The organism is Planktothrix sp. FACHB-1365 (assembly GCF_014697575.1).
Lineage (GTDB): Bacteria > Cyanobacteriota > Cyanobacteriia > Cyanobacteriales > Microcoleaceae > Planktothrix.
In genome coordinates this window covers 84,979-104,867 of record NZ_JACJSC010000003.1, presented here as the reverse complement: position 1 = coordinate 104,867, position 19,889 = coordinate 84,979, and the positions used below count along the sequence as shown (strand labels likewise).

18 protein-coding genes are annotated in these 19,889 nt (G+C 45.1%); 5 read left to right on the top strand and 13 right to left on the bottom strand.

Annotation, left to right across the window (positions count from 1 at the left end; all coding sequences use genetic code 11):
• Positions 1-465 carry a VOC family protein gene (locus H6G57_RS06345; protein WP_190516965.1) on the top strand — a complete coding sequence of 155 codons (465 nt, stop codon included), beginning with the start codon at positions 1-3 and terminating at the stop codon, positions 463-465.
• Between the two features lie 243 nt (positions 466-708).
• Here the strand turns inward: H6G57_RS06345 and H6G57_RS06340 are convergent, their stop codons facing one another.
• The 3 genes from H6G57_RS06340 to H6G57_RS06330 form a co-directional block, all read right to left on the bottom strand.
• Positions 709-1,305, bottom strand: coding sequence for a M23 family metallopeptidase (locus H6G57_RS06340; protein ID WP_190516963.1), 597 nt, complete (start codon positions 1,303-1,305; stop codon positions 709-711).
• Positions 1,306-1,569: 264 nt separating this feature from the next.
• Positions 1,570-2,511, bottom strand: coding sequence for a spermidine synthase (locus tag H6G57_RS06335; protein ID WP_190516961.1), 942 nt, complete (start codon positions 2,509-2,511; stop codon positions 1,570-1,572).
• Between the two features lie 106 nt (positions 2,512-2,617).
• Positions 2,618-3,958 carry a bile acid:sodium symporter family protein gene (locus H6G57_RS06330; RefSeq protein WP_190516960.1) on the bottom strand — a complete coding sequence of 447 codons (1,341 nt, stop codon included), beginning with the start codon at positions 3,956-3,958 and terminating at the stop codon, positions 2,618-2,620.
• 792 nt (positions 3,959-4,750) lie between these two features.
• On the opposite strand from H6G57_RS06330, the gene H6G57_RS06325 reads away from it, so the two are divergent.
• Positions 4,751-5,524, top strand: a complete 774-nt coding sequence (locus tag H6G57_RS06325; protein WP_242048885.1) for a trans-aconitate 2-methyltransferase — start codon at positions 4,751-4,753, stop codon at positions 5,522-5,524.
• Positions 5,525-5,648: 124 nt separating this feature from the next.
• On the opposite strand, the gene purC is transcribed toward H6G57_RS06325, so the two are convergent.
• The 8 genes from purC to H6G57_RS06285 form a co-directional block, all read right to left on the bottom strand.
• Positions 5,649-6,380 (bottom strand): phosphoribosylaminoimidazolesuccinocarboxamide synthase, encoded by a 732-nt coding sequence (purC, locus tag H6G57_RS06320; protein WP_190516956.1) that lies wholly within the window; start codon positions 6,378-6,380, stop codon positions 5,649-5,651.
• A gap of 96 nt (positions 6,381-6,476) precedes the next feature.
• Complete coding sequence (gene folP / locus H6G57_RS06315) at positions 6,477-7,358, bottom strand: dihydropteroate synthase (RefSeq protein ID WP_190516954.1); 882 nt, start codon at positions 7,356-7,358, stop codon at positions 6,477-6,479.
• A gap of 139 nt (positions 7,359-7,497) precedes the next feature.
• On the bottom strand, positions 7,498-8,223 hold the full coding sequence (tpiA, locus tag H6G57_RS06310; RefSeq protein WP_190517286.1) for a triose-phosphate isomerase: 726 nt from the start codon (positions 8,221-8,223) through the stop codon (positions 7,498-7,500).
• A 664-nt stretch (positions 8,224-8,887) separates the two neighbouring features.
• On the bottom strand, positions 8,888-9,898 hold the full coding sequence (locus H6G57_RS06305) for a sulfite exporter TauE/SafE family protein (RefSeq protein WP_190516952.1): 1,011 nt from the start codon (positions 9,896-9,898) through the stop codon (positions 8,888-8,890).
• Positions 9,899-10,148: 250 nt separating this feature from the next.
• Positions 10,149-10,901, bottom strand: coding sequence for an SDR family oxidoreductase (locus H6G57_RS06300; RefSeq protein WP_190516951.1), 753 nt, complete (start codon positions 10,899-10,901; stop codon positions 10,149-10,151).
• 4 nt (positions 10,902-10,905) lie between these two features.
• Entirely contained in the window at positions 10,906-11,346 is a 441-nt protein-coding gene (locus tag H6G57_RS06295) for a nuclear transport factor 2 family protein (protein WP_190516949.1), read from the bottom strand.
• A complete protein-coding gene (locus tag H6G57_RS06290) occupies positions 11,343-12,797 on the bottom strand; it encodes an amidohydrolase family protein (RefSeq protein ID WP_190516948.1) in 1,455 nt (484 codons plus the stop codon). Before H6G57_RS06290 ends, H6G57_RS06295 begins: the two co-directional genes overlap by 4 nt.
• A gap of 19 nt (positions 12,798-12,816) precedes the next feature.
• Entirely contained in the window at positions 12,817-14,952 is a 2,136-nt protein-coding gene (locus tag H6G57_RS06285; RefSeq protein ID WP_206756687.1) for a heavy metal translocating P-type ATPase, read from the bottom strand.
• A 237-nt stretch (positions 14,953-15,189) separates the two neighbouring features.
• On the opposite strand from H6G57_RS06285, the gene H6G57_RS06280 reads away from it, so the two are divergent.
• Positions 15,190-15,678 carry a KGK domain-containing protein gene (locus tag H6G57_RS06280; RefSeq protein ID WP_242048884.1) on the top strand — a complete coding sequence of 163 codons (489 nt, stop codon included), beginning with the start codon at positions 15,190-15,192 and terminating at the stop codon, positions 15,676-15,678.
• A 41-nt stretch (positions 15,679-15,719) separates the two neighbouring features.
• On the opposite strand, the gene H6G57_RS06275 is transcribed toward H6G57_RS06280, so the two are convergent.
• The gene (locus tag H6G57_RS06275; protein WP_190516942.1) at positions 15,720-16,799 is read right to left on the bottom strand and encodes an EndoU domain-containing protein; all 1,080 of its coding nucleotides are present in this window, start codon (positions 16,797-16,799) and stop codon (positions 15,720-15,722) included.
• Between the two features lie 161 nt (positions 16,800-16,960).
• On the opposite strand from H6G57_RS06275, the gene H6G57_RS06270 reads away from it, so the two are divergent.
• Together H6G57_RS06270 and H6G57_RS06265 are read left to right on the top strand one after the other, a co-directional pair.
• Positions 16,961-17,563 (top strand): hypothetical protein, encoded by a 603-nt coding sequence (locus H6G57_RS06270; RefSeq protein ID WP_190516940.1) that lies wholly within the window; start codon positions 16,961-16,963, stop codon positions 17,561-17,563.
• Between the two features lie 723 nt (positions 17,564-18,286).
• Positions 18,287-18,511 (top strand): DUF4327 family protein, encoded by a 225-nt coding sequence (locus H6G57_RS06265; protein ID WP_072721045.1) that lies wholly within the window; start codon positions 18,287-18,289, stop codon positions 18,509-18,511.
• 167 nt (positions 18,512-18,678) lie between these two features.
• On the opposite strand, the gene H6G57_RS06260 is transcribed toward H6G57_RS06265, so the two are convergent.
• Positions 18,679-19,887 (bottom strand): protein kinase, encoded by a 1,209-nt coding sequence (locus H6G57_RS06260; RefSeq protein ID WP_190516939.1) that lies wholly within the window; start codon positions 19,885-19,887, stop codon positions 18,679-18,681.
• Between the last annotated feature and the right edge of the window lie 2 nt (positions 19,888-19,889).

The window sequence follows — 19,889 nt, the reverse complement described above, 5'->3', positions numbered from 1 at the left end:
ATGGAATCTACACCAACCCTATCCCCCAAAATCTTACCCCCTGGACTTCTCCGTCGCGTTCATCATCTTGCATTAAATGTTGTTAACTTACAAAAATCTCGCTATTTTTATGGTACAATATTAGGATTACATGAATTAGTTGGGGATGAAGTTCCCAGTACCTTAAAGGGTCTTGTTGAAACGGGAAAAGTCGCTAATTTTATTACCCCCGACGGGACAGTCATTGATTTATTTGCTGAACCCGATTTAAACCCCCCTGATCCTGATCCCAAAAAAGCGTTTACCCGTGTCAATCATTTAGCATTTGATATTGCACCAGAAGATTTTGAGCAAGCGGTAGAAGTCTTGCAGTCAAATTCTATTTTAATTGATCATGGCCCCGTCACCCGACCCACAGGACGTGGTATTTATTTTTATGACCCCGATGGTTTTATGGTAGAGATTCGTTGCGATCCTTCAACCTAACCCCAAAATTGGGTAAAATCCGTCTTGTCAGAGCAAGTTGATTCGCTGAAAAAAGAATCCCCTGCCCAGTACATAGCTTGGCGGGGGAGTGTCAAAAATACCGTTGTTGTTTCGATTTGAATAACCTAAACGCCGTTTTCTTAATCTGCCTGCGGGTATAAATTTTCAAATCTCACAATTTTATTGTATCAAACATAACGGGATTTTTTTACAAAACTTCACTAAGTCCCTGAAATCGTCTCCTTAACTGCCTCTGGCTTGTTGAATTTGTTGATTGTACATCGAGCGTAACACCCGACCGGGATCAACCCAACGGCCACTATGTTTTAAACCCCAATGGAGGTGAGGGCCCGTTGTCCGTCCGGTCATCCCCACTCTCGCAATTCTCGTCCCCGAAGGAACTTGCTGACCTTCCCAAAGTTGAATACCCCCTTCTCGGTCAATAAAATAAGTCCCTTGGCTGGTTTTTTCCACAGTCCCTTGAACGTGACAATAAATATGTTCCCATTGGCCAGACTGAATAGCAATCCCGTTACCACAACGGCCATCTTGCCACACTTCTACCACCGTCCCTTGCCACCAGTTACGAATATAACTGCCTTGAGGGGCTGCCAAATCTAAACCATAGTGAAACCCTTCCCCCCGATAGCCAAAAGGAGAGGTATAGTCTTGAAAGTTTTCAACGGGAAACGATGCTCCTGACCAGTTTAAACCCGTTGCTACTTCAGTCGGTTGAGCTTTGGCGAACTGTTGTTTCCATCCCAGTCCCACCAAACTCACACCCATTAATCCCGCTAATAACAGAAGTGTGTGGGGACGCAAGAATTTAGATTTTGTCATTCAGATTTGACTCCTCAATCACCAAGAAGGGTTTATGAATCGGATTTTGCCTAATTTTTCCAGTCCAAAAAACACTTTCTCAGGGTGTTCACTAGAATTTAACTTAAATATTTTATGCAACAGATGCCCCCTGGTTTTAAGCTCACTGAGAACAATTGCCGAGGGTTCAGGGTGTATTGTACTAGATTTTGGTTAAAGTTCATCAACAGAATCAGGAGACAGGCGGACAACGAGAAGCGTCCTCCTGTTTCCTTCTATCATGGATTAAGCATTGGCTCCTTTACCAAAGAATTTCGGAGGTTCAGCTAAAGTATAAATCTCTGTTTCAGAGGCGATCGCATCCCGTAAATGTTTGGGTACTTGTAACATTCCTAACATCGTTGTTCCATCAAACATCCGTAATCCCCCGATGGTTTGGTCTTGCAACAGTTGATCCACGCTGTCGGGGTCAGGACGGGTATTCATCGGTTGGTTAGAAACGATAATGAAACTCCAGGGACTTCCGTAGGTGGAAATATAACTGGTATAAGAGTGAACCTGGGGAAATACCGTTTTCAGAGTATTCACCAAACGAACGTGCAGTTTCATTTCATTGGGGGAAACTGGGCCAGCTTGAATCACCCCATAACCATCGGGAGTTAAAATTTGCTGAATTTTTTCAAAATATTCTTTGGTAAATAATTTGAAGGATGGCCCCTCTTCAATGGGATCGGATAAATCCGAAATCACAATATCCCATTTTTGCTGAGTCTGCTCTAAAAAGTCAATCGCATCCCCGATAATCAGTTGCGTGCGGGGATCATCAAAAGCATTTTGGTGCATTTCTGGCAGATGTTGTTTACAGGCTTCCACCACATCTCCATCCAGGTCAATCATAGCTACACATTCAATGGTTTTCCAACGTAAAACCTCTCGAATTGTTGCTCCTTCTCCTCCCCCCAAAACCGCCACTTTTTTGGGAGAACCGTGATAAACCGAAGCGACATGAACTAAGGGTTCGTGATAGAGAAATTCATCTCCCGTACAAGATTGCCATTTACCATCAAGAACTAACGCTTTTCCATAGGCACCCGTTTCCACAACGTACATATCTTGATACTGGGTTTTTTTATACGCTAATACTTGGGTAATTCCATGTACATAAATATCCCAAGGTGTGATATACTCGCTTACCCAAAAATCAGCTTTTAGTTCACTACCCGACATAATCACTTCTCCTGGAAATATACAGATTCAATGTTCTAGGGTAGAACATTCTGGAGCTAGGACAAAATATTAAATGTAGCTTAACTGAAGCTTAATTTTATCGTCTCTAATTCTTAACCATTGTTCGTTTACGCCAAGCTGTATAAGGAATAGAAACAATCGCAGCAATTAAGGCATAGGTAATCAGCGTATCGATAATCCCACTTTTGATAAAATCTAAATTGGGGAAATTCAAGCTAACCAGTAGAACCGCTAAACCCGCATTCCGAGTTGCGGTTGCATAGGCTAGAACCGTTCTCGTTTCCGGTTTGGGGCCACCCAGAACATGGCCACACACCAGCGAAGCAATCGAGAGCAAACCAATCGCCAAGTAGGCCATCAATCCAGTGCTCAGAATTTTGTCCAGACTGATAGCCAGTAGAATGATCAGAGCTAGTAAAAGCATCAATTTAGCAATTTTGTTGACGGGTTCTACCCAATCTTCTGCTAACTGGGGTATATATTCAGCTAGTAAAACGCCGATTCCCATCGGTAACACCTGAGCAAACAACACTTGTTTAGCAATGTCTTGTGGGGATAACCAAGCTTGATTGGGATAGAACTGACTCAGAATTAAAGCCGTTAAGGGAATACTAACAATGGCTAGAACACAGACCGTAAACTGTAAACTGGCAATAAACTTGGGATCTCCCCCAGCTTTGAGACTTTTAAAGGGAATCATGGGAGCACCCGGACAAGCCATCATTGCACCAATACCAATGCGTTGTGCTACTGTTAAACCTGGAATGAATGTGGTTAAAACGCCCAATAAGGGTACTGCAATTAACACCGAGAATAGCGATCGCAACAGGAGAGATGGTTGCTTCCAGATCCAGACGACATCCTCAATTTTCCAATGAATTGCCATCGAAAACATCAGAATAAAGAGGGTTAATTTGGCATAATTAATAAATATTGTTTTGATCAAGGCAACGGTGGGATTGACAGATACAGTTTGGTCAGAGACACCAGGAACTTTTTGAGCAACTTCAACCTGATTACTTCCTTGGCGATAGACAACTGTTCCCCCCTTGACAATCGTTAACTCTGAAGAACCCAAGGGACTAATCAGAACAATATATTGTTCATTACCGATCACAGCAACATATTTAATCGGATCTTTTGTAGGGTTTTTAGCTAGAGTAATGGAAACAGGTATTTTTTTAAGGGTTAGGGTTTTGTTTTCCTTGTCATAGATATTGACATAAGCTTTGTTCCCTAGTCGAAATACTCTCACTGCATAACGGTTATTTTGAAACAATAAAGCTGTATCTGAGGTGGGAATTTCATCTGGTGCCCTTGGAGACGGTTGATCGGAAGTTGGTGTTGGAGACTGGGCGATCAATTCCTGAGAATAGCCGTTGTTAGTGATAGCAGAGGATGTGAGCGTCCCTGAGTACAAGGTCACTGCTAAGATCAGTGTGAAAACGGCAAGAAAACGGATCAGAAAAACTGGACTAGAAACTCTTTTAGAAATAAGAGGGGATTTCCATAAAAACATAAATTTAGCTGTCCTGGGTACTGAGGATCAAAAGTAACTGCTGGTACAAGTGTCGGAATAATAAATTCTGAAAACCTTGATGGAGTTAGATTATAGCCTGAATATTATCAGCCCCATTACACGAGAACCCCAAAATCCTCACATTCAGTACGCAAGAGTTAATCCTAGGTTGATCTCAGTATGACAGTTTGTCCTATTCCCTCTACAAACTATTTCCTTTTAAAATTGCATCCTTCTTAGGGCTTAATAGGGTTTCCCCTATGTAAAGTTAAAATGTGTTTAGGACAGATTTGTTAAACCCAAATTTGTCAACGGCAAGCTCTATCATATTGAGTTTTTTTTGTCAATTCTAATTAACCCTAAAAAAACTATCCCCTCGGTAATAACCCTTTCCTGAGACTGTTAAAGCCTTTTATAAAAGTAAAATAAGGGCTTGAGTAAATCTCTATCTTTAACTAGATGAAATCAGGGTTCAGAGACGGTATAAAAAGATTCCTATTTCCCAATCCCAAGGGGGTCAAAAGACGCTTTTATCGGTAGAATCTACCTTGGGACTTCAGTATAAATTCTCCCCCTTGAAATAAGTCTAAACTTTCCTTAATTTTTGGCAAATCATGAACAGAATGTTGCATACTAAAAAATGACAAACAAATTCTGCCTGACTGCCTAATGAACACTAAGACCGTAAACTATGCTCCTATGGCTCCTGTGCCTCATTGGGATGCAAAACTCTACGACAGTCATCATAGCTTTGTCTCTAACTTAGCGGTAGATCTATTGGAATTGCTTGATCCCCGTATAGGAGAGCAGATTCTTGATCTCGGTTGTGGCACAGGTCATCTGAGCTATAAAATTACAAACACTGGGGCTGAAGTGATCGGAATTGACAAGGCTTCAACGATGATTAAACGCGCTAGTCAAAGTTACCCAGGCCTAAATTTTTTAGTGGCAGATGGAGCTAACTTAACCTGGACTGAACAGTTTGATGCAGTTTTCTCCAATGCAGTTTTACATTGGATTCAACAACCTGAAAAAGTTGTGGATGGGGTTTGGCGTGTCTTAAAACCCGGAGGGCGTTTTGTTGCAGAATTTGGAGGCAAGGGAAATATTGATACCATTATTGCCGCAATTTATGCAGCCTTAGATGCGGCTGGATATCCTCAAAACAAAACCTTAAATCCTTGGTATTTTCCGAGTATTGCTGAATATGGAATGCTTTTAGAATCACAAGGCTTCCAACTCAAGTCAGCAACATTAATGGAACGTCCAACTGCATTAAATGATGGAGACAAAGGGTTAAGAAATTGGCTGAAAATGTTTGCCGGAAATTTCTTTGAGGGGATTCCCCTTTCTAAACAACTCAATATTATGACTGATATCGAAACTCGCTTGCGCCCCAAATTATTCAAGAATGGCTCTTGGATTGCGGACTATAAGCGGATTCGCATTGTCGCAACTAAAAATAAGGATTAAACCCCATCAGCAATTGCTGAAGAAGAGGGGAGTTGATTGTTAAGTGTTAACTGTTGACCGAAAAAGGAGCCAGGGGTCAACAGTTAGCCTTTCGAGGTGAGACTTCGGCTTCTCCCTTTTAAGATCAGTTGGGTGTGTGTTCTAAAACCCGTTTAAGCACTTGTTGATAGGCAGATTCAACATTTCCTAGATCTCGACGAAAACGGTCTTTATCCAAGACTCGACGGTCGGGGTCTGTTTCTGATTGATCCCATAATCGACAGGTATCAGGGCTAATTTCATCGGCTAGTACCAGTTGACCATCCGAGGTGATCCCAAATTCTAATTTAAAATCAACTAACGTAATCCCACACTCGTTAAAAAAGTCGGAGAGAAGTTGATTAATGAGTAAGGATAACTGGGTGATTTGTTCTAATTGCTTTGGCGTTGCTAACTTCATTAATAACAGACGTTCACGAGTTAATAATGGATCACCTAATTCATCATTTTTATAGCAAAATTCTACTATGGGCGGTTCAATCAGTGTCCCAACAGCAATTCCAGTTTGTTTACATAAACTTCCCGCCGCAATATTCCGCACAATGACTTCTACGGGAACAATTTTTACCCGTTTCACCCGCATTTCATTAGGTGCAGGACAATCAATATAATGGGTGGGAACGCCTTGAGCTTCTAACTGTTGAAACAAATGGCTAGAAATAGCGGTGTTAATTTCCCCTTTGCCTCGAATTGTCCCGCGTTTTTGGGCATTAAAAGCCGTGGCATCATCTTTGAAGTAGGCGAGTAAGATTTCCGGGTCATCCGTTGCATAGATGATTTTTGCTTTACCTTCGTAGAGTTTTTCAGGAGTAGACATAGAAATATGGAGTTTAAACGTTAAATACGGCTTATTGATAAATCAGATCTACCTTAATTTTAACCGAGATAGCTACTTTTGCTGTGATAATAATTCCTAATCTTTTTCAAGACTCACCCGATAAATGGCATCAGCAACTCGACTGACATCTACCATTTCTTGAACGTCATGAACTCGTAATATATCCGCAGAATTCCCAATGGCTGCTACACAGGTTGCCGCCGTTCCCCAAACCCGTTGTTTCGGGTCAGGTTGGTTTAAAAGATGACCAATAAAACTTTTGCGAGACGTTCCGACTAAAATAGGACAATCGAGCGATCGCAACTCGGTTAAATTTCTTAATATTTTCAAATTTTGGACAACGGTTTTAGCAAAACCAATCCCCGGATCAATGATAATATAATCTCTCGAAATTCCGTGATGAATAGCAGCTTGAATTCGTTCTTCTAAAAATTGTCTTAATTCTCCCATTAAATCGTGATAATCCGTTAAAGTTTGCATGGTTTTCGGTGTGCCTCGAAGGTGCATTAAAATAATAGGAACCTTTAATTGAGCCACCACCGACAACATCTTCGGATCAAACGTTGCAGCCGAAATATCATTAATTATATCTCCTCCCGCTTGAACGGCTGCTTGAGCAACTTGGGAGGAAGTTGTATCAACAGAAATGGGAATATTAGCTAACAGTTCATCCGCACTCTTTCTAATCGCTTGAATCAGGGGAATAACACGGTTTAATTCCTCCGTTAAACTAACAACTTCCGCACCGGGTCGAGTGGATTGTCCGCCAATATCAATGATATCCGCTCCTGCTTCCACTATTTTTTGAGCTTGGTTGAAAGCTCGTTCTAAACTATTAAAATCTCCCCCATCACTAAAACTATCCGGGGTAATATTCAAAACCCCCATAATATAAGTTCGTTTTCCCCATTGAAAACAAGTTTTTTTAATTGTTAAAGGGTTAAGAACAGCCGTCATAATTTTGATAATAGGGAACAGGGAACAGGGAACAGGGAACAGGGAACAGGGAACAGGGAACAGAGGGGAAAAATATAAATTTAATCGGTAAACACTTTGACTGATAACTGATAACTGATAACTGATGACTGATGACTGATTACTGATAATTAACAATTCGGGCAAAACTTTCAGGTTGTAAACTTGCCCCTCCCACTAATGCCCCATCAATTTCTGGCTGTGCCATAATCTCATCAATATTATCTGGTTTGACAGAGCCACCATATTGAATGGTTACATTAGGGTTGATTAATTTACTGCGAATTAAACCAATCACACGATTAGCTTCTGTGGTTTCACAAGTATCCCCGGTTCCTATTGCCCAAATCGGTTCATAAGCAATCACTAAATTGTTTTGATCAACACCGATTAAATCCTTTTCCAACTGAGAGAAAATCAGACGTTCTGTTTCCCCAGCATCTCGTTGTTGTTTCGTTTCTCCTACACATAAAATTGGTGTTAACCCATGACGTTGAGCCGCTCTGAGTCGCCAATTTACCGTTTCATCAGTTTCGCCAAAATATTGACGTCGTTCACTGTGACCCACAACAACATAGCGGATACCAAATTCTAGTAACATCGGGCCAGAAATTTCCCCCGTGTAAGCTCCAGAATCTTCCCAATGTATGTTTTGAGCGCCGAGGAGAATGCGACTCCCATGTAAACTTTTGGACATAATCCCCAAGGTGGTAAATGGTACACAAAGTACCACTTCCCGGTCTTCCGAGGTTTCATCTAAATGACTGGTAAACCCTTGCAGAAACTCTTGAGCTTCTGTTTGGGTTTTAAACATCTTCCAGTTACCCGCAATAATGACTTTTCTCACCGCTAATGCAATTAACCTTAAACACAATAAAATGTCACCCTTCAGTTTAAAGCGTTACGGGACATTTTTATCGTCGGAACTTGACCGTCAAGACAAGAGTGCGGAGTGCAGAGTGCGGAGTGCGGAGTGCGGAGTGCGGAGTGCAGAGTGCGGAGTGCGGAGTGCGGAGTGCGGAGTGCGGAGTGCACAGAAAAGATAAAAACGATTATTTTACCGTCTGGTACTTATCAATTAAATATCCCTAAAGCCGATGTTGGATTCAGAGATTTTGATGTCGTCACAAATAGGGCAAGGGTTAGACCGTTTACTAGAAATGAATTTAGCCAAAGAATTCACCCCCTAGAAGGGTTGTTTTGGAGGAGTAGGGGTGTGTTATTGCTAGTTGAGCAGTTAAGGGGCGTTGATGGCGTTTAAACAGCCTGTAGTGGGTTGAGTAACGTTTCATAACGAGACTGGGAATTGAGTTTTCCCATACTATCCCTCTTCTGTCACTTTCCAAGGAGTAGAATATTACTCAGATTTACTGGTATTTTTGAAAACCAGTCATATTATCGAGAAGGTTAGCAAGTATTATGCAGGGGCAATTAGTTCAGTTGATTAATTCTTAATAAAAATCTTCTCAATGGGGCGAAAAGCTTTCAAAATCAAGCTTTCAGCTTGCTTGTCACTTTTTAAGGTTTTTTAAATTAAACACTTGTGATTTTTTAGATGTTCTGCCAATGTGATTCAAACTAAAAAATAGAATTAACCCAGTTACAAAAGTGCCTAAAGTAAACCAAGCTAACAAACCTCTTGGTTGGATAACTATTAAAGCACCAATAAATTGTGCAATTAACACGAAAAAGAGAAAATTCGCTATAAAAATCCGACTTTTCTGGTTAATGAAATAAGCTCCTAAAGGAGCTCCAAAGACGACAACAGGAATACAAACCAACCAGTAGTGAAACTCTTGAATTCCAAAATCACCAATCCAAAAAACATGAAGTAAAAAGCCAACTATAGAATTTCCTGCCATCAGACAGACACTGGTTGGAGTAGCAATTTTTTCAGATAATCGATATCTGACTGTTACAAAAGCAAATGTTAGTATATCGATGCCAGTACCAACAATAGAAACAACGATACCTCCTAAAAAACCTAATAATATAAGTATATTTTTGTCAGTTGTAGATAGAGGCGGAAGAGATTCTTTCTTTTGATGCGATTCATTAATGTTTATGCAAAAAAGAATAACTCCGAAACTGAGCCATAAAGAAACAAAAAACATTTTAGTATAAGGAGGAGAGACGAGAGGAGCAATTAAGTAAGTCCCCAAAATTAATCCTAAAAATCCCCCTAAGCTACAGAGCAATAAATACGTTTTATTAATAGGAATTCTTTGAGTAATAATTAAGTAAGCAGCGGCGCTCATACCGATGCTTTGAATTGCTAAACTAAAATTACGTGCAATATCTGGCGTGATGTGAAAAATTAGAGTCATAACAGGGAAAGCAACTGCTCCGCCTCCTTCGGCTGTTGCTCCAGCAATAAAAGATCCAAATATCATCGTTATTGACATGAACCAATTTTCTATGAATAAATTCCATTGATGAGTATAACTCATATAAATGAGCCAAATTGTAATAATTACAATCGTGAAAAAAAAGTGATTAATTTTGAAGTTGAAATTTTTCATGGTTTTTGAATGGTGGATAACTGACGGGGTAACACTTTACAGTTCTTCAATCCCAAATCTTTTTGATAGCTGTTTATCGCTTGTGAAAAACTCCCTAAATTAGAGGTTTGTAAGACTGGGTAGTTATTTCTGCCCAGAGGCACTATAAAATTGGGGATCATCCGGGCTAGCCAAAACGTCCAAACAACGGCGGCTGCCACGGCGATAAAGTAGCAGGTGATCACAGAGGTCTGCCGAGGCATCAAGGTGGCTACAGGCCAAATGCCATGGATCGAAGCACGAGCTCCGGGATGAAGGTATCATCCGGCTGCAACAGCATGAAGGCGGCGGCATCGGCTACGCGCTCCGGCGTCAGCATAGCACTGCGCCCAGAGCTATCCGCCACACCGTCCCAGATAGGAGTATCGACGGCACCGAGATACAGACCGAGCACCCGAATGCCATTGCCTCGCTGCTCCTCTGCAACGCTCTCAGCGATGGCGTGCATACCATGTTTGCTCGCGCAATAGGGTCCCCAGTTCGGGAAACTGGTTTTCGCCACAATCGAGTTGATGTTTAGGATCGTGCCGTGCTGGCGCGTAATCATGCCCCGCAATGCCTGGGCGGTGAGGATGGTCGGGGTGGTGAGGTTGATGTCGATGGTTCGGCGGATGTCTGCAGCCGTGGACTCGTGTAGAGGGCAAATGTGACCCGTGATCCCAGCATTGTTGATGAGGACGTCGATACGGCCGCAGGCTTCCTCGATACTAGGGATCAGCGCCTCACAGTGAGCCGGATCGCTCAGGTCAGCCACTTCCAAGCTCACGGGCGGTGGATTCGCTACCTGCTCGTGGATTTCAGCCGCCACCGCTTGCAGCAAGTGTTCGCTGCGGGCGACGAGAACCAGGGCGCACCCCTCCTGGGCGAGACGAAGGGCAATAGCGCGGCCAATTCCTTTGCTCGCCCCAGTGACCACGACGACGCTTCCCGCTAGGTTGCAAGTTGGTTTGGCAGTATTCGACATGGCATTAGTCCTCAAGGGGTGTACTGCGGTCGTGCGACAGCGCACGATAAACCAGCAGCCAGCCGCCGTCAGACCGCTTCCATCGGTCGTGATAGACACCGGTCAGCTTGACCCTCGGCTGTGGCTCATCACCGAACTGCACCGTTAACAGGAGCATGGTGGAGGTTTCAGCACTCTCATCCGTGAGCGTGTGAAAGAGTGTGTTCGTCTGATAGTGGCGTGAACGCCGGCCTGGTTCCAGATTTTGATACCAGTCGCTCACCCAAGCCTGGATGCCTGCTCGACCGACCAGGCGCAGTTCGGGAGCCACCGCGTCCGCCGCATAGACCTCAAACACCCCATCCTTGCTGAAGATCGCCGCGAAGGCATCTAGGTTGCAGCCATCGAAGGTGTGGGAGTAGCGTGCGATCTGCTCCAGGATCGCGAGTTTCGCTTCCAGGCTCATGCCTGCCACTCCTTCACCGCGTCCTCTACCACCGTGCCGACAAAGAAGTCCGGGTTCATTGCGGTGTGCAGCTTGGCGATGTTGCCGAAGGTGAATTCCTTGAATTCCGCCGGGTTGAGCATCTCCTGTTCAACGAGTTCGTAGGCTTCCTCGAGGACTCGGTTCATATGCACCACGTCGAAGTGACTGAAATCCGAGCTGAACAAGGTGTTGAGGCGGTGGTTGCCGTGCTTGTCGAAAGCCCACACAGTGCTGAGGTCATCGGACTCGCAGCCGAAATAGAGTTGCTCTACGAACTGGGTGCGCAGTGCCTCGGCGGACTTGATCGGATTGGCTGCGAAGTCGTCGAAGCCATCTTTGGGCTCACGGGCGGCCGCCTCAGCCGGTGACATAAAGGGCGCAGCCATGCTGACGCAGCCGAGCAGCTCGTCAAGCTTGTCCTCATAGCGCTGGCCCCCATGCCGTCGCATGAGTTCGGCGAGATGCTCCATATCAAGATTCGTCGGTAGAGTGTTCTCCATCAGTGCCTCGGGCCTGCGCTTCTCCCAATGACTGATTAGATCGGTAAGCAGGTTGCAAGCCCAGCCGACGCCGCCCTCAAGCATTGCGAACTTGAGTGTCGGGAAGCGGTGCAGCACTCCGCTCAAGACTAAGCCCTTGGTGAATGCGTGCGATGCTGCGGCGAAGTGCCCGACGTGGTTGTAGGTAAAGTTGCCCGATCGTCGGTCACCCCAGCCGATGCTGTCCGCATGGGTGGTGACGGCAATGCGGTGCTCGACGAACTTGCTCCATAGCGGGTCGTAGTCGTACTCGCTCTCCAGTACCAAGTTGTCGATGTAGTAGTCAGCACGAGCCGGGTCGACACCAGCCTCCAGATGCGTGCGGATAGGCCGTCGCACGTGGTTGGTGATCATGGCGACCTTGAAGCCGAGCTCGCCGGCAGCGTAGTCGAGTTCGGTGATAGCCTCGTCTGGTGTGAACATCGGCAGCACCGCTGCCGGTCTAAGTCGCTTGCGATAGGGACCGAAGGCATCGCGGTTCATATTGTTCAGTGCCCGGCAAGCCGCCTGGCGCAACTCGGCATCGGGGTGGGCCACGAAGTCGAAGGCGAGGGTCGAGTAGACGATGCTGAAGTCAACACCGAATTCGTCCAGACGATGGTGCAGCAGATCGGGGAGTATACTGGTGGCGCGATCCAGCGTGTGGGTGGTCTCGCCCCACCACCACGGTCGTGGCAGTCGGCGCGCGAGCCGTTCTTCTGGGCTCAGGTCGTACCAAACGCTTTGCTTGGCATCACGGATGACCCGATCGCGCATGTCGGTGCCACCGACCTCTTGGAGATAGTCCAGAAATAAGGGAATCGGCTCAATCCAATGGCCGTCGGCATCGATCACCGGATGCCCGAGGCGCGCCCGGATATCGGCGGATCTGGAGGTGCTTGAATTATTCATTACAGATGCTTTTATTGACTTAGAGGGATGCCACTGGGGGCGAGTTGTTCGGCTCAGGGTCGAGATCCATCTGTGCCTGGCGCGCACCGAGTGCGTTGCATACACCGACAGCGATGCCGGTGGTCTGGACGACGATCGCAGACACGAAGCCCATGTGCAAGAAAAAGGCACCAAAGGTACAGATGACGCTGGGAATGATGGAAGTCGCGAAGTTACGAGACATATTCGCATCGAAGCGGGCTGCGATCTCGAACAGCCCATCAAGCTGTCCCAGGCTTCCGTCCATCAAGATGATCTGTGCTGTGTCCACCGCAGCCGAGGTGCCACCTGAAAGGGAGATCGACACGGTGGATGCGCGCAGCGCGAGGGTATCGTTGATGCCGTCCCCGACAAAGCAGACCGAGCGCCCGTCCGCCTGCATCGCCTCGATGAGCCCGGATTTGTCAGAGGGTAGAACCTCGGCATGGTAGCCGTCGACACCCAGATCGTGTGCAAGTGATCGAGTCGGTGCCTCGCGGTCGCCGGAGATGATTAGCACCTTGAGTCCGCGCTGGCGCAGCCTCGCCACTACGGCTGGGGTTTCGGGCCGCAGCTTGGCGCGCCATTCGATGCCGCCGATGAGTCGGCCACCTAGGGCCACCATCACTAGACCGCCACCATCCTCCTGAATCGCTTGCTGCTGTGCGTGTACAGCAGCCGGCACTTCGATGCCGCTGTCGTGCATGAAGCGCTCGTTGCCGACCCGCACCTCAACACCGTCGAGGGTGCCGGCGATGCCTCGGCTGAGTTCGTAGTGGATGTCGTCGAGTACCTCCGCCGCGATCCCCTTGGCAGCAGCCTCGTCTAGGATCGCCCGGGCAATCGGGTGGCTCTGCCTCTGTTCAGCCATCGCTGCATAGCGCAGCACTTCGGTGGCAGGTATTGCCTCGAAGCAATGGATGTCCGTGACTTGCAGGCGATCCAGCGTCAGAGTGCCTGTCTTGTCGAATACCACGGTGTCAACCCTCGGTAGGTCTTCCAGCCCGCGACCGTCCTTGATTAAAATGCCACGCCGTGAGCAGACAGTCAGGAAGCTGTACAGGCTAAGCGGCGTTAGCAGCCGTAGCGACCAGCCATAGGTCGCCACCAGGTTGGCGAGGGAGGCCGAGGGGCCGATGATGCCGAGAGCAACGCCGCTCAGTACCAGTGTCGGCAGCACCGAGGCGTTGCCGAGGCGCTCGCTCCGCAGTTGTGCATCCAGGTTATCTGCTGAAGTCCGTTCCAGCATCTCGCCGATTTGTCCAGCGGTGGTAGCAGACCCAGTGCGCTCGGCGGAGATGACCACGCGCCCACTCCGAACCATAGTGGTTGCCAGCACCGTGTCACCTGGCTCGCGCAGCACATACTCCGATTCACCAGTCAATGCTTGCTGATCGACGGTCGCTTGGCCCTCAACCACCACCCCGTCCACGGGGATGACCTCGCCGGCACCGACGACGACCTCGATGCCCACCACTACCTCCTCGATGGGACGCTCGACCACCACGCTGTCTACTCGCACCCAAGCGGTGCGCGGGCGCTCACCGAAGATGTCGATGAGCTTGCGGCGAGAACTGGTCTGGATGCGGCTCAGCATGATCGAACTCGCTGCGACGATAGTGTAGCCGAGGGCTCCGCTCACAAAGTTACCTGTGGCGAGGATCGCGATACATATCAGTGTGTCGATGGCACTGAGGTCTAATTGCCTCCGCTCACTGAGTGAGCGGTAGGCGAGCCGCGCTCGACCAACACCGATGATCGCCAACAAGGGCGCGCTGAGCACCGCTAGCGGCGGGTACAATAGCCGGCCGGCAAGGCCAACGCCGAGGGCACTCAAGGCGTAACCAAGCTCCCGATAGCCCGCCTGCTCATGGGCGTCGGGTACCGCGTCGGTGTCCGACGACAGGGACGCGATCTGCTGCAAACGTTCCGGGTCTTCCACTGAGGTGAGCCGCGCGATGCGCTCGAATGAATGCTTGCCAAGACGCTCCATCGCCGCCGGCAGAGGCGCGCTGGGGGCTGTTGACTGCCCTTGATTGGCGGAGGTCTTCGGGCGCAGCAGCAGGGATCCAGCACCGGCGAGGGCGAACATCACTAAGAGATCAAAGGGCGACAAGCCGATGGTATCGATTGTCATCATACTACTGCAAAAAAAATCGTTGGATACGATTGGAAACTTTGGCGGAAAATTTTCCCAGCCCCATTCTACAGAGAAGTCGCATTAAAAAATTACAAAGATTTCTCTCACTGCCGATGTGGATAGATGATTGTGGATATGGCGACTCATTTACCTGTGACGGTTCGCTTTGAAGAAAATCCCTTTTCTGGTTTATAATTGCTATATTAGATTAAATTTAGAGGAAAATAAAACAACATGAATAATACATTTTATAAATTGGATAATAATGACATTTTATTGTTTAAAGGCAATACGTTTATCGTTGATAAGTTTAAAGAACTTTTATTAAATGTTCTCAAGGAAAAGATGTTTATTGATACCTATAAATTTGAATTCATACCAGGACATAGGCAGATGGTAGAGACACGCGAAAAGTTTACAATTTGCTTATTAGAGCCAATTAATTCTCAATATGATATTGAAAATAAGGCGATTTTAAAAGTAAATCAAAGTTGTATGAATACAATTAGTGAGGAAATTGATTGTCAACTCTTAAAATTAGGTGATACATCTTGGAAAAGTGGAAAATTGAGATTTAAAGCGATCGCAAACTATAATAACTCATCAGAACCTCCACTTGCTATTGAAATCGAACTAGAATTTTGTCCTGATAAACCAGAACCATTAGAAACCTCTGATAGTTCCTTGGATGAATTAAGACAAAAACTACAAATTTATCAATAATAGAATTTAGGAAAGGCTTAGAAACCGTTTTTTGAGATTAACTAACCCTTACAAGCAGGCTCTTTTTTATAATCAGGAGTAGCATCACTATAAAATGTGCGAATTCCTCCATTTTTAGAAACAAAAACGTTAGTAAAGGTTTTTCCATCATCGGTTATTTTGACTAGACAAGCAGTAGGTTTAGGGTCATTAATAAAGTTATTCTTAAAGGTTTTTGCAGCAAGGGTTAAAGTTTCTTCCGCATTCAACGTATAAGCATAACCCTTAAAAAGAGATTGGACGAATTGATTTCCAACTTTCATCAAAACTCCCATAGAATAAACCGCACCCGGAAGAACTTCTGCCTTATAATCCGAATTGGGTAAACGTCCAGCTAATTTTTTATTTTGTAAATCTAAATAACGTCCAACATAGTGTAATCCACCAATTTTTTGAGAATCTGGTTCTCCACAAAAAACATGATCAAATCCCTTGACCACAAACCAAGCATCAGTAAAATCTTCAAGAAATTCTGCATCAGAAATTCTACCCGCAATCATAAAACCGCCGACGTTCTTTTTAATATTAGCCAATACCCCCGGAAACTGTTTCATCATCACTTTAAAATCAGCCGGACTCACTACAGTTCCGGGTAAACCACAAATTTTATTAACGGCTTGATCAAATTCATTTAAACGGGGAGGAACTGGCGTTAAATCTTGTTGGCTTCCATCTGCTACAGTGACAGGATTATTAACGGTATCAAAAAAAGGTAACAATGGCGATGAATTGGAATCCCTAACTTGAATTAAACCCTCAAGTTTGCCACAACTTAACGCTACCCAACGAGTTCCTAAATTAGGAATTTTAATATAAACATGGGTAGGGTTGGTGTCTTGATTTAAACTGACAACTTCATAGGTTGAGTCAATTGTTAAAGGAGTGGGGGAGTTGCCACTAATGGATAGGGTAGCATCGCAGGCTTTTGTTAATGTAAATGTTCCCTGATAGGGAGTTGCCGCCCAAGCCGGATTCGGTACAACATTAAGAAGCCGGAATGTAGTTAATAGGGTGAGACTCAGGAGTAAATATAACGTTTTCGGGAGATGTAAACGGGATATTACGGACAATAATCTAAGCATATTCTCTCAATGTCGTTTCATGATAATATTATCAGTATCAATACCATTAAAAATCAATTTTTTTTGTTAATTTTTATAATATTTTTTGGAGGTAATCTTGTCGGGTTTTAAAGATTCCAGTAAAGTGTAGAAGAAATGTTGTCAACTGGAGATCAGGGTTAATGTTAGTTCCCAATCGAGAGCAATACCGTCCTTCGGAAGAAGAAATTGACGAAATGTGGCAGGAATTAGAAGTTGTATCTGCGCCGTTAAAAGATCCGGCCATTGACGAACTCTTAAAACAGCTACGAAAAACTCATCTGAATGGGGGTGCAGAATTTGCTCGGTTTCAACTTTCTCCTCATCCCGTCTTAGAGTGGTTTGGTTCACGAGATTTACTGAATGAAATCAATTTTTTTGAACAATTTGTGACCTTACCCCCGGTGATGGATGGTTTATCCGCATTAGAAATTGAACTCCCCTTAGCAACCTCCTTAGATTTAACAGACGATACGAGTTCCTTTACCTTGGATGGAGAATTAGCCGAGATTTTAGTGTTTGGAGGTGCTTATGAAGAATTTGAAGGAACTGCGAAACAAGCCAAAGATTTAGGGATGAAATTTTGTGAGGCGTTGTTTCAAAGTCGCTATGACGAAGTTCAGATGTATATTTCTCAAGAACCCTGGACAGAGTGGTTTGCTGATGTCGCTTGGGATGTAACTTGGTTCGGACTAGATAAGCGAAACTATCAAATTTGGCTATTATGTATTACAGATACGGATTAGTCAGAGCTTAGGAATGATCCATTCTAATCCTCGGTTTAGGAAAAATCCCCTAAAAAAACTGGTTACAACGCTCAAAAAACACGCTACAATACAAGCAACAACAAACAATCCGAATTTACGCTACTATCCCAAGATAGATTTATCACTTGACGCGATAACATCATTAGCTTAACAATCATCTGCATACAATTAGCAGTATAATTATTGAGCTATACCTGAAGATCTCACTGTTTCCCCCTTGTCCTTCAAGTTTGAGTGGTCATGGTAGATCTCGCTAAAATCCGCGTAGATTTAATCTATCTATATAGAGATTACAGTCGATCCTTTTCCCTAATATGATAGGCTTCAGAGTCAGATTCAAACCATTTTGCGATTGGCTATGAGAACCCAACTGTCAATATTTCTGGGTCAAGGGATCTTCCCATCCATTCCCCCTATTTCCGAAATTCAGGGTGTAAGGAAGTTCTGAGGATTGGGTTTTGCTGGAAAGGGAGCGATTGGTGGATATTGGGGTGAAGCCCGAACCTCCTCTAACTCTTGAATTCGTGAAATCAACCCCTAGATTCGCTAAAAAAAGATTACTTTTTTTCAAAGCTTATGCTATATTTAGGATTGAGGAAGTTGCTTTCACCAGCATCGACCATCTACGCAAAGGAAAACAAGGAAAACGTTCAGGTTGAAAAGCGTTAACAACTTTAGAATTAGAACAACTTAAGAGGTATTATGAGCCAAAAGGTTATACACCCGATGGATAAGTTTCAACGTCAGGTGCATTCCCTGGTCAAGTCTGACATTATCAAACCTTCCGAGAGTCTGTGGAAAATTGCCCTTCTCTATGGTGATGAATGGAAATTTTGGAAGCAGGAATTGTTAGAGTTTGGTTTCTCCATGCAAGATCCCATTAGCGAGTTATTAGCCGTTGAAGCTTGGGATGAAGACGAAGAGTAGAAGCCGATTTCTCTCCCTTTCCCGGATTTCAGATTTCAGTCGGTTTGCCCTAAATCTTGAATTCACCCTTGATTAAAGCTGCTGTTTCAAGTTTTGTATTTCTCTCCATCAGCTTTGAGTCCATTGCCCTTTCCCCTTCCTTTGCGTTTTTCTTCCTCACAATTTGATCAATTTAGGCAATGGGCTAAAGCTTGAGATAGATCTTGAGCCGTTGGATAACGATCTTTAGGTCGGTATTCGGTGGCTTGTTCAATAACTTTTCGCAGTTGAGGTGTAATGGTGGGAACGTTATCAAGGTCAAAACCAAAACTATTCCCCCGTTTGCCATAAAATTTTAAGGGTGTTTCGGCGGTCAGTAAAAAAATTAACGTTGTACCGATCGCATACAAATCCGACTGAGTAAGAGGCTGTCCTCGATCTTGTTCGGGAGCACTGTATCCTTCAGCACCAATGCGGGTTCCGGGGGGTGTTCCAATTTCCTTCACGGCTCCAAAGTCCAAAACAACAATGTGGTGATCTCGTCGCCGCAACAGTAAATTGGCAGGTTTGATATCTCGATGGATCAGAGGCGGATCGAGTGAGTGAATATAGTTCAAGATCTCACAGGTCTGCATCATCCACTGTATGGCTTGTTGGGGAATCACTGGCCCCCGTTGATGGATATACTGTTCGAGATCCGTTCCATGGATCATTTCCATCACTAAATATTTTTTACCCTCATCCACAAAAAAGTCATAAAACTGGGGAATACCTGGATGCTTTAAGCTCTTTAAGGTACGGGCTTCCCGTTCAAATAATTCTTGTGCTTTGGCAATTTGTGCCATATCCGTATTCATTTCTTTCAGAACAACGACAACAGGTACAGCAGATTTGGCTGTTGTAGAGTCCCACGCCAACGTTGTTGTTCCCATTCCCCCTCGTCCGATGGTTCTCAACACTTGATACTGTCGGACAGTCCGTTCTACCTGAATGGGAAATCCGCAATGAATACAAAATAAATTACCCGAAGCATTTCCCTCATGGTTACAGGGGGGTGCATTGACGGGAATTGCAATCACACTCCCTTGGAGTTTAACTTGTAATAAAGGCCCATCTTTGGCTAATTCAATCAAAGCTCCATCTCCCACTAACCCTTGAGTGGTCAGCACACCATTGACAAAGGTTCCATTAGTTCCTTTACTCACCAGCACCCAAGGAGAACTCTGGCTTTCATCTTGGGGAGGGTGTAATTCCAGATGATAACGAGACACTAAAGGATCAACGATAACAACCTGATTATCCGCCGCCCGTCCAATGCGGATAATACCTTGCTGTGCAAATGTCCATTGTTTCAGGGGTGTTTTTTGGTGCGGATCTAACCAGGTAAGAATTAACATAA